Annotated in this window: 5 protein-coding genes and 1 rRNA gene; 5 read left to right on the plus strand and 1 reads right to left on the minus strand. The window is 47.1% G+C overall.

Annotated elements, in window-relative coordinates; genetic code table 11:
* The first annotated feature begins 53 nt into the window (after positions 1-53).
* Positions 54-1,730, plus strand: coding sequence for a glycosyl hydrolase family 18 protein (locus ACFO9Q_RS10115; RefSeq protein ID WP_379181435.1), 1,677 nt, complete (start codon positions 54-56; stop codon positions 1,728-1,730).
* A gap of 77 nt (positions 1,731-1,807) precedes the next feature.
* On the opposite strand, the gene ACFO9Q_RS10120 is transcribed toward ACFO9Q_RS10115, so the two are convergent.
* On the minus strand, positions 1,808-2,164 hold the full coding sequence (locus ACFO9Q_RS10120; protein WP_379181437.1) for a YgzB family protein: 357 nt from the start codon (positions 2,162-2,164) through the stop codon (positions 1,808-1,810).
* Between the two features lie 182 nt (positions 2,165-2,346).
* Here ACFO9Q_RS10120 and ACFO9Q_RS10125 point away from each other — a divergent pair, with 182 nt between their 5' ends.
* The 4 genes from ACFO9Q_RS10125 to ACFO9Q_RS10140 all read left to right on the plus strand — a co-directional run.
* Positions 2,347-3,225 carry a nucleotidyltransferase-like protein gene (locus ACFO9Q_RS10125; protein WP_379181427.1) on the plus strand — a complete coding sequence of 293 codons (879 nt, stop codon included), beginning with the start codon at positions 2,347-2,349 and terminating at the stop codon, positions 3,223-3,225.
* Between the two features lie 230 nt (positions 3,226-3,455).
* Positions 3,456-4,763 (plus strand): S-layer homology domain-containing protein, encoded by a 1,308-nt coding sequence (locus ACFO9Q_RS10130; RefSeq protein WP_379181429.1) that lies wholly within the window; start codon positions 3,456-3,458, stop codon positions 4,761-4,763.
* A gap of 100 nt (positions 4,764-4,863) precedes the next feature.
* Complete coding sequence (locus ACFO9Q_RS10135) at positions 4,864-10,077, plus strand: Athe_2463 domain-containing protein (RefSeq protein WP_379181439.1); 5,214 nt, start codon at positions 4,864-4,866, stop codon at positions 10,075-10,077.
* Between the two features lie 321 nt (positions 10,078-10,398).
* Positions 10,399-10,561 (plus strand): 16S ribosomal RNA (locus ACFO9Q_RS10140); the annotation flags it as partial.

A 10,561-nucleotide genomic window follows, 5' to 3' on the forward strand; every position in this document is an offset into this window, starting at 1 on the left:
TGGAACCGTTAATGACTAGAACTCCTAGGCGAAGGTGGAGCGTTGCCAGATTGATGCTGCTGATGCTTGCTCTACTAGCTATGACTGCGACTATTGCTATAGGCTATTATCTCTATATACCAAGCTACAAGAAGCTGACTCCACAATATGAACATGCCCATCCAATCGTAGTTGAAGGGGCGGTGCAGCAGCAAGGGGCTATTCTCGAGAATGGTGAGATTAAGCTGCCCTTCTCCGTGTTGGAGCAGTCCTTCGGACAAGCGATGCCGATTGTGTACGAGCCAAGCAGCGGGACGATTATACTTACGACAGTGGACAAGGTGCTGAGACTGAGTACGAACTCCCTGACTGCGAAGATGAATCAGCAGACGTACGACTTGACGATTGGCGCTGAGGTTAAGGACGGAGAGGCTTATATTCCTATCACTCCACTTGAGGAGCTCTACGGCCTGAAGGCAGAGATGGCTGCGAATTCCGGAATGATCACCTTGCGAATGGCAGGTCATTCCTTGCCTATGGCTGTGTCAGAGGGGGATGATGGGACTGCTGTTCGTTCGGAGCCGACCATTCGTGCACCAATTATAGAGCAAGTCAACACAGGCGCGGCGCTCAAGATCTGGGGAGAGAAGAATGGCTGGTACGAGGCGCAAGGTCCAGATGGCCATCCCGGGTATGTGAAGAAGGATTCCGTCACGCTGACGAGCGTAGATCAAGTACCGCAGCCGAAGCGTGAGCAGCCTTTTGTCGCATGGAAGGTGCTGGGCACGAAGATTAATATGACATGGGAAGCGGTCTATGAGCGGAATCCGAAGGTGGCAGACATCGGGGCTCTCGAAGGCGTGAACGTCGTTAGTCCTACTTGGTTCGAGCTTCAGGACGGAGAGGGCAAGATTAAGAGTAAGGCGGATCCAGGTTATGTGAAGTGGGCACATGGGCGGGGGATGCAGGTATGGGCGCTGTTCAGCAACGGCTTCGAGACGGAGCGAACGACGAAGGCACTGGCTTCAGCAGATACTCGGTTCAAGATGATTCAGCAATTGCTTGCCTATGCGGAGCTGTATAACTTGCAAGGGATTAACTTGGACTTCGAGAATGTGCTCACCGCGGATCGAGAGGAGCTCGTTCAGTTCGTTCGGGAGCTTACTCCGCTGCTGCATGAGCAGGGACTAGTCGTATCTATTGATGTAACGCCGAAGTCGAACAGTGAGCTGTGGTCGCTGTTCCTGGATCGCAAGGCACTTGGCAGTATCGTGGATTATATGATGGTCATGGCATATGATGAGCACTGGGCATCCAGCCCGAAGGCGGGCTCTGTGGCATCCCTTGGGTGGACCGAGCGGTCACTGACTCGAATTCTAGAGGAGGACGACGTTCCCCCGAGCAAGATTATTCTCAGCATGCCTCTCTATACCCGGATATGGACAGAGCAGCAGGATGCGGAGGGCAAGCTTAAGGTGAGCTCTAAGTCGGTCAGCATGAACCGGGTGAAGGAGATTGTGGCAGCTAAGAAGCTGAAGCCGGTCTTCGATGAAGAGGCGGGGCAGAATTACGTGGAGTATACGGAGTCTGGCACGCGGAATCGCATATGGATAGAGGACGATCGGTCGATGCAGGCGAGAGTAGCACTTGTTCATAAGTATCAGCTGGCAGGGGCGGCGACGTGGGCGCGTTCATTCCAGACCGACAGCATATGGAAGACGATTGATCAGGCTCTGAAGAAGCGGCCTTAGGCAGTTGTATAGTCAGTAGTATTAAAAACACCTCCAAGCATCCATCATTGGGCGCCAGGAGGTGTTTTTTTTCGTTGTTATTGCTTCGCAGACTCTGCTGCCGGCAGATCCGTTGCTTGCGCTGGATCAAGGGTTAGCATCGTTCGGCAGAACATACACCGATCGGTCTTGCCAAGCATCTTGGTCGGCTTACCGCATTCCGGACATTGCAGCATCGTTGCAGTTGTCGACATCATACCAGCCCAGAAGTAGACTCCGACGCTGAGCAGGAGAGAGATCATCCCGAACACCATGAAGATGCCGGCCACAATCTTGCCCGTCTGTCCCCATAGTACGATACCGGCTGTGCCGAGTATCATAATACCCATACCCGCCAGTGTGAAAATCAATCCCCACAACCGAAACTCGTTAATTTTTGCAGACTTAAAAAATATTCGGTTTAGTCCTTTTTGGTTCATGTCCTAATTCCTTCCCGTGACCATAGACTTAATTAAAATAAATCGACACCGTTTTCTGCTTCCTAGGCAGGAAAGTACCAGACGGTTGTCGAACTAGAAAAGTACCGTAGACTATTATTATAGCCCAATTTTTTTTGAGAAGCTATACGGAGGCATATGTGGAACAGATTAAGCAATTTTTCATGAAGAAATATGAATCACAGTCAGGGGTTATCAGTGTAGCTGCCGTAAGTAATCCGTATCCTTACAATCCGTTGATTGAAGGACTGGATCTTCTGGTGCTCGTCGTCGCTAAGCAGGGCACAGTGGCAGAAGGCATTGAACATGTTCGAGTGAACGGTGACAGAATCCTCATTCGTACGATGGATCCAGTGGAGATGGAACGGTTATTAGCTAGCGGAGAGAACCGAAGCATTATTAGGTGGATTGTGCGGGGGGAGATTATGATGGATCGCGACGGCTACCTGGAGAACTTGCGAGTGCGGATTATGGCCTATCCGAAGACACTTCGTGATCAGAAGCAGTTCGTTGAATTCGCAGGATTCCTGCGGACCTATCTGCAAGCCAAGCATGAACTTCAAGATCGTCATCTGCTTGATGCCCATAGCCATATTCTCGCAGCACTGCATCACTGGGCGCATATCGCGTTGATTGAAGAAGGACAGCATCCGGAACTGACCGTCTGGAGGCAGATGAGAAGATTCGATCCCGGCATCTACAAGCTATATGAAGAACTTACCGTAAGTCCAGAGACACTGGAGCAGAGGGTTAAGCTGGTCATGCTTGCTTGTGAATTCGCGGTGATGAACAAGATGCGCAGCTGCTGCACCCTATTGCTTGATATCCTTGCCTCTAGAGAAGAGCCTTGGAGTATAGCCGAGCTGCAGAGGCATCCTCTCATTGAGCATTTGCATGTCGATCTATCCTTGATTCTGCAGAAGCTCGTGAAGCGCAGCTATATACGTGAGGTTGCAGTGATGGCTTCCGCAGGCCAGATGGATAATCTTGAATTGCGCTACAAGAATATTGCCATATAGCATTGCATTATTGCTGCGCTGCTTATATAATTTGGATATAAGTTCCACCCATGGATAGTTCGCAGGAAGCACCTGCTTAGGATCGTTATTTACGATTCTGAGCGGGTGCTTTTTTATATTTTACGATGAATAGGAGGGAATACATCTGTAAATTAATGGTGTCGCAATGTGTCAGAGGATGGTAGAATATTGGGAAATAATGTCGCAGACTGAGAGAGGTTGGACGAAGAATGAATATGAACATAGCGAGCTCCATGAGAAGTAAGTTAGTACGGATGATACTTGTATTAGTGGTGGCAGGATCATCGTTAGGTTTACAAGCTGGTGTGCCTAAGACTGCAGCGGCAGATAAGCCGATATTCAAGGATATATCGAAGCATTGGGCGAAGAGCACGATTGAGTCGATGGCGGGGACCGGCATTCTGAATGGCTATTCGGATGGCACCTTCCGCCCCGATGACCCGATTCAGGTCGATGAATTCATCAAGATCTTAATCATGTCCCTTACGGAAAAAACCAAATACGAAAAGCTCCCCGTCTTCTGGAAGGAGAAGGTCTGGAATCGGTTTGATCCCTTGGATCAGAGAGCGTACTCCGAGAAGTTCGGATACTGGAACTTCCAGCCTGCAGCCAAAGGTTATTGGGCTCAGACCTATATAGATGTGGCTAACGAAATTTTTCTAGTGTTTGCTGAGAAGTTCTACAACTACAAGGCCAATGTTAAGCGGGAAGAAGCGGCTAGGATTATTTTTCATACTCTGAATAGCATTGAGTTTACGGAAGAGGAGAGCTATTCAAGGCGTGCTACTTGGGGATACAAAGATATACCCAAGCTTGACGATAACGGTAAAAAGTATGCTGGCGAAACGATGACCAAGGGAATTATGAGTGGTTATGATACAAAGTATTTTGGTGTAGGTAAACTTGTCACGCGTGCCGAAGCATTAACTATCATCCAAAGGTTAAATGATTCGACCAAAAGAAAGCCAGTGAAAATTGATTTAACAAACGTCCCTCATGTTATTGCTCCAATTTATTTCAATATGTACAAAAGAGTTGAAATTTTGGCAACCAACAAAATGAAATTAGCCTATGACAAATTCGTTGAGATTGGTTCTAAGAATTCCAAAGAACTATCCTCTTTAAACTCTACTGCTATCAGGATGTTTAAAGATAAAGAAGCTAAGGAGTATTACCTATCAAGAAAAAACTCATTCGAAATATTTAAGTATGAAGCCTCTTTATCCGTTTTCCCTTCAAATAATTCATATGCGGCATCTATATATATTAAAGATAATGACAGTTGGAGAAGGCAGGAGAAATCATTTGAAGATTTCTTCGTGTATTTACTAGGCGAAACACAAGGAAAACTAATTCTTTCTGAGATGGAAACCGCCGCTAAAAAGATGCAAGAAAAAAGCATTGAGTCCAATTATTCAAAAGATCTTGGTGTTTACTTACTTACTGTGGGTTCAAAGACAGGTAATACAATTAATAATGTTAGCTTTATACTGTCGGAAAAAACTAAAGGAGCTTAGAATGAGACAATTGAAAGCTATTTTACCTTACTTATTGCTATTCATCCTGAGCATACAAGTGGGAGCTATTACTATCCCAATCACTAGTTATGCAGCAAATATGACTAACAGCTGTGGGGCAAAAGGAGTTCCAGCAAATTTTCCTCCATGTAGCATTTCAGGGAAAACCTTCGACATAAAAATATACTCTGCTTATGGTCTGATCACATATGGTGGTCCTAAATCTGTATCTGGTAACCAATTTCGAATAGGCTGGCAAACCAATCCCAATGATCCAAACTCCATCAACCGGTCAAAAGGAAATTTTGTGGATTATGATGCAGAACAAAACCGTAATGGTAATGGGGAATATCGCTATCTTGGCTATACTTACGAAGGAAAGCTTCAAAGTAATGAGATTTTTATAAATGATGCAAGTACACCAAATCCTCCAGGTCCAAAACGTTGGATTTATCATCCCTGGGACACCATTAAGAGCATTATAAGTTATCCGATGAATAATCAAGTAGCAGGAATTTTTAGTAACAGTGGCGAAATAGATCAACCTGAAAGCCACCGAATAAATCAATTAGTAACAACATCCCTAGGCTTCAATTTCCCAAACGCAATCAACTACCCCGCTGAGACTAAAATCGCAGGCAAGCTGCCTCTCCACTACATGTACCTACAACAACAACCATCATTGCTAAGCGACGGAGCGGGTGTCATGTGGCACCTGACCTCCAATGATAACATCTACCAACAAACCTTCCGAGTTGACCGCATTGAGGATAAGGAGCCAGCAACGCTCAAGGTGCAATCCAAGGCTGAAGCGATCACACCTTGCTATGATGGCAAAGGAACATCGGTGCCAATTACCCTAAATGTGAATGCCAACTTAGATGACAGCTCACTCGATCCGATTGAGCGAATGAGTTATTACAACAGCGGTGACTTGAGCGGCTGGACCTTCAAGGTGCTTGGGCAGACCGTGACAGCTCCAGTCAATGCGAACATGGGCAAGGCTACTATTAGAGTGAACATTCCAATCAGCGCTATCAACCAAGCCACTAAGCAATATGAAGGCAGCGTTGAAGTGACTGCTAACTACTTCAGGGGCAAAAAGCAGCTGTCCAGCGCACCGTTCATAGCAAGCTTCAGCACAAAATGCGGTGATGGCATCAAGTCGCTGTTCGAGGTGCAGAAGTCAATCTCCTTCACTCAATTCGCTGACTTTGCAGATAGCAGCATCAACTATGGCGATCTATCCAAGGGGAAGACGATTAATCAATACAACCTTAAGATTACCGAATTATCGGGAGGATCCCATCAGACCTTCACCTACTATAGAAGCGAAGGCCATATCAACGACGATGAAGTCCAGACGAACTTGTTCGCATTCATGCAGCCGTTCTTCAGCCAAGCGGGAGATACCAATCCTTCAGGTGATTCCCATAGCTTCAAGATTGACCAGACGGTTAAGTCGCCTTATGAGACGGATACGTATTCTCAGACAGTCAATGTCTCGCACAAGGGCAAGGTTCCTCCCCAACCAGTCGAGCCTAATGCTGATCTGCCCTTGGAGTGGTTCGATATCGTACAATTCCCAGCTAAGGACTACACCGATATGAGCAAGATTGCAGAGCGAACCGTAAGGATAGACGGACAAGTCGTCGATGCGGATACTTTTTTCAACGGGAATTATGTCTTCGGCGAGGATGGCGTAGGCTGGCATTATATCCAGATCGACTACGTCACGGATGATGGGGCTCCCTCTCTCAATTATCGTTGGACATATATCCACAATACGAAGCCTAACGCCTTCTATACCTTAGATGGTCCGTTCAAGGAAAATCGTAAAATGTCCGCCGCAAACCAATCTGACACTCCGGATGCGAATGATCAGTTCGTTACCAAAACCTATCCGATGAGCTATGAATGGGAATTCGGAGCACTTGATACGAGCAGCAATTCAGATCTTCACATTAAGACGGATACAGACCTGCACCAAGCGTTCCAATATAGCAAGCCTGGACGGTATTACTTGCAGCTTACTTCCAGTAATTCATTAGGCCGAGTCTCCGATCCATACCGAATCGAATTCGAGATTATGCCTGATCAGAAGCCAGCTATCATCCTTCATCCTTATGATTCGGCAGCCGTGCGAGGCGGAGTGATAGGGCTGGACTATGAGGTGGATTCCATTGATGGAGACTATATCTCAGATAAGTACATTGATGTGTATTACGATAAGAATAACGATGGAACAGCGGAGACATTCATTGAGAAGCTTACAGGAGACATTGCTTCGTATCGCGTTCCTGCGGACAAGCTTGGCAACTACGAGCTGAGGGCTTACGCCATTGAGGGAACGAATCAAGAGTATTACCCGGAGTTCACAGGCGGAGACTTCCATAAGGATAACAAGCAGACGGAATACTTTGTTGTAGACAACCTGCAGCCGTTCGCCGATCTCTACATGGACGAGCCTCTTAAGCGCCCTAAGGTAGATGCATTCCTCTTGCTAGACGGCAACCTGGCCCAGAGCAGGACTGATTATGTGAACGGGAACAAGGTCAATCTCAATAATGATCTGCGTGACTATGCTCTTGACCCAGTAGTAGAGAATTGGGATATGAAGACCTATACGTACAGTTCACCAGCGACGACAAGCGAGGTGTCAGGCAGCTCTTACCCGCCTAGCTCAACTAGCTATAGCTCCAATGGATATAGCGGGACACTTAGCTTATCAAGTGCGAGCAATGCTCCTTATCCTCAAGATGACGGCAAGTTCGAGTCCAAGCAGGAGAGTAAGACGTTCACGGATACGTGCAGTAATCATAAGACGAAGCCTAAGGGAGGCTCCTGGTCGGATGACAATCTGTGTCCAGCGACTCAATCGGTCAACAAGGACGGTTACAGCGGCAGCATCGGGAAGAGCGGCTTCTACAAGACAGGTGAGGGCTGCGAGTCTAACGGGGATTGCTGGCAGGACTGGACAGCTAATTATTCAGGAACCCTCAATAAGACCGTACAAGTGTGGGTACCGGATATTAACTGGTATGACAAGTGGACCGGCTTCTACTCTGGAACCATCTACAAGAATGTTAGACAGCCTTATAAGAACAGCTTCTTCCGTGTAGACAGTGACAAGTATGTGGTGTACGTCAGTGACGGTAATGTTAAGGACGCAGGTGACTTGCAGCATGTGATGCGAACCAATCAAGGGGGGCTCATACTAGTCGGGCCTGAAGCACTTCGTACCCATGTAACCAATCTTGGAATTCCAATAGAGTCCTTCATCCTGAATAATAAGGGAATCGACCAGCTGATGGGGGAGGTGACGAACTATATTGGTGAGAAAAATCATACGGCATCTTCTGTGCTAAGGGAGCTCGGAGATACGGTTAATCTATACACGGCTGAGGTCGATGACGAACAAGACCCCATGCGGAATGAAGTCATGCAGCTCGTTCATGACTCCGGTTATTTCGAGAATACGATGGGCCAAGATTCTTCCGCAGCAGCAACCTATACACCGGCCGGCTACACAAGTGCTACCATAACAAGCAAAACGTTCAACAAGGTTGGCCGATATGACTTCTATAGAAAACTGGAGGATCAGCCATCAAGCGATTCGAAGTTCGCCAAGTATAATTATGAATCCAACGAAGCCAAGCTAGGTGTCGTCGTTCATCGGATCCCGATAGCATTAGCTGAGCTGGACTGGACCTACAATGCTAACGGCAACTTCTATCATACCTCCTGGGTAGATAAATCGTACGACCTAGATCATCAGTTCTTACATGCTACCAAGGGTATTGTTGATCGTAAGATTAAGCTCACAGAGACGGGAAGCGGGCAGGTGTATACCGCCATTCCATCGGAGCTTACGTATGGAACCTACCACTTGGAGTATGTCGTCAGAGATGTCGAAGGGGCTTGGTCTGTTCCATTCTTGCTCGACTTCACTCTCTCATCTTCACCTCCGCCACAGCTTAAGGCTAAGCTAAGAGCGGTTGATCCTTACTTCAAGCTAACCGGTGTGCCGGCGTCTGAGAAGATAGAGGCGTATGACTTGTGGACAAGATATCCGTACTCGCTTACCCTGAGGCATCAGATGAGTTCTCACATTAATAAGCTGATTCCCTACTTTACTGGGGTGAAGAGCGGCAGTGATATTAGCTGGGACCCTGTAACATCTAATATTCCTTCTACCGCTCCAGATGGAACCTATAACTATCGAATTACAGCGGAGGGCTCAGCAGGAACGACGGCTTATGAGAATTTCACCGTGACAGTGCGTACTCCTATTCAGCTCACTGGACAGGTAGATCGCGGAGCATCCGCCAACGTGTCCGAGCTCGTAGCAGGCGAGCCGATAACTATTAAGGGGTTGACTACGGAGTATCCGCATGAGGTAAGTGTCGTCATGTTCCGGGGAACGCCGTACCAGAAGTCAGTCAACTTAACAGGACAAGTAACCGCAACTGCAGGAGTAGGGGAGCAGGATTGGGGCGTGGGAGCCATTGTGTCTGCTGTTCCTGATGGCAGTTATGTGTTCGAGTGGACAGCACGCACGCCTAATGGCAATGTAGAGAAGGCAACTCGAACCTATCAGGTCGTGAACAATCGTCCGCCTGCAGGTGATTTTGATTGGCTTCCTAAGCCGGTGTATGAGGGAGATACGTTAACGTTATCCCATACCATAACTGACCCTGACCGAGATAAGCTCACCACGGCTTACGAGATTACCGACCCCTCAGGCCACATAAGCCATTCCAGCTTCAGCAGTTCATATCCGTATACATCCGCAGGTCCGATACTTCCGAAGGTATCGCCAGGGAATTATAGAGTAATAATGACGATTACCGATGGCAGAGCAAGTGCAACGTCGACTCATGTCATAACCGTTCTTCCTCTAACATTGGAAGCAGGGGTGGATCATACAGCAGATTGGCTTAAGATTCATACGAAGCTTGGTCATGAGACGGCTAACCATCCTAAGGATTTCTATTCCGGAGAGATTATGATCGTTAAGGCGAGGACAGCTGCTGCACCGGTGAAGGAAGTAACCGTTACATTAGATGCTGCAGGAATGGATGGCAAGAAGATCTTAACATCGGCAACGCTGGACCTAACAAGCATTGCACGGATGTATTCGAAGGAATTGTTCGATTCAAGATGGACTTCGCTGACACAAGGGATGAAGAGAGGAACTTACCGGCTCCAGTTCGCAGTTGAATATAAGAATGGAGTCACGAAGGAAGCTGACGTGCCCATCCACATAATAGGCAATATATATGAAGCAGCTGGAGTACATCGTCAACAATGATCTTAAGAAGTCGAGGGTTTGTTTTAATCCTTGACTTCTTTTTGCGTGCTATGATAAATTAGAACTCGCCGCTTTTGAGGCAGTACGATTAAGTTGAGATAGCGAATTATGTTATTCGAAACTTTTTTAAAAAAAGTACTTGCATTAAACTAGGCACCTGTGATATATTATTTCTTGTCGCCGCTGAGAAACACACGGCTGACACACACAAGAAATGAACGAGAAATTGTTCCTTGAAAACTGAACAACGAGTGAAACTGCCCCGATCGAAAGATCGGAAAGCAATAAAGCTAGCAAGTCTTTAAGAGCTACAAACAAACCATTATGGAGAGTTTGATCCTGGCTCAGGACGAACGCTGGCGGCGTGCCTAATACATGCAAGTCGAGCGGAGTTGATGAGGTGCTTGCACCTCTGAAACTTAGCGGCGGACGGGTGAGTAACACGTAGGTAACCTGCCTGTAAGACTGGGATAACATTCGGAAA

The sequence above is a fragment of the Paenibacillus sp. GCM10023252 genome (genome assembly GCF_042653305.1).
GTDB lineage: Bacteria > Bacillota > Bacilli > Paenibacillales > Paenibacillaceae > Pristimantibacillus.

Excerpts from the sequence above, each read along its gene's own strand:
- ACFO9Q_RS10115 (WP_379181435.1), top strand. The coding sequence starts at position 54 with ATGCTGCTGATGCTTGCTCTACTAGCTATGACTGCGACTATTGCTATA.
- ACFO9Q_RS10130 (WP_379181429.1), top strand. The coding sequence starts at position 3,456 with ATGAATATGAACATAGCGAGCTCCATGAGAAGTAAGTTAGTACGGATG.
- ACFO9Q_RS10135 (WP_379181439.1), top strand. The coding sequence starts at position 4,864 with ATGACTAACAGCTGTGGGGCAAAAGGAGTTCCAGCAAATTTTCCTCCA.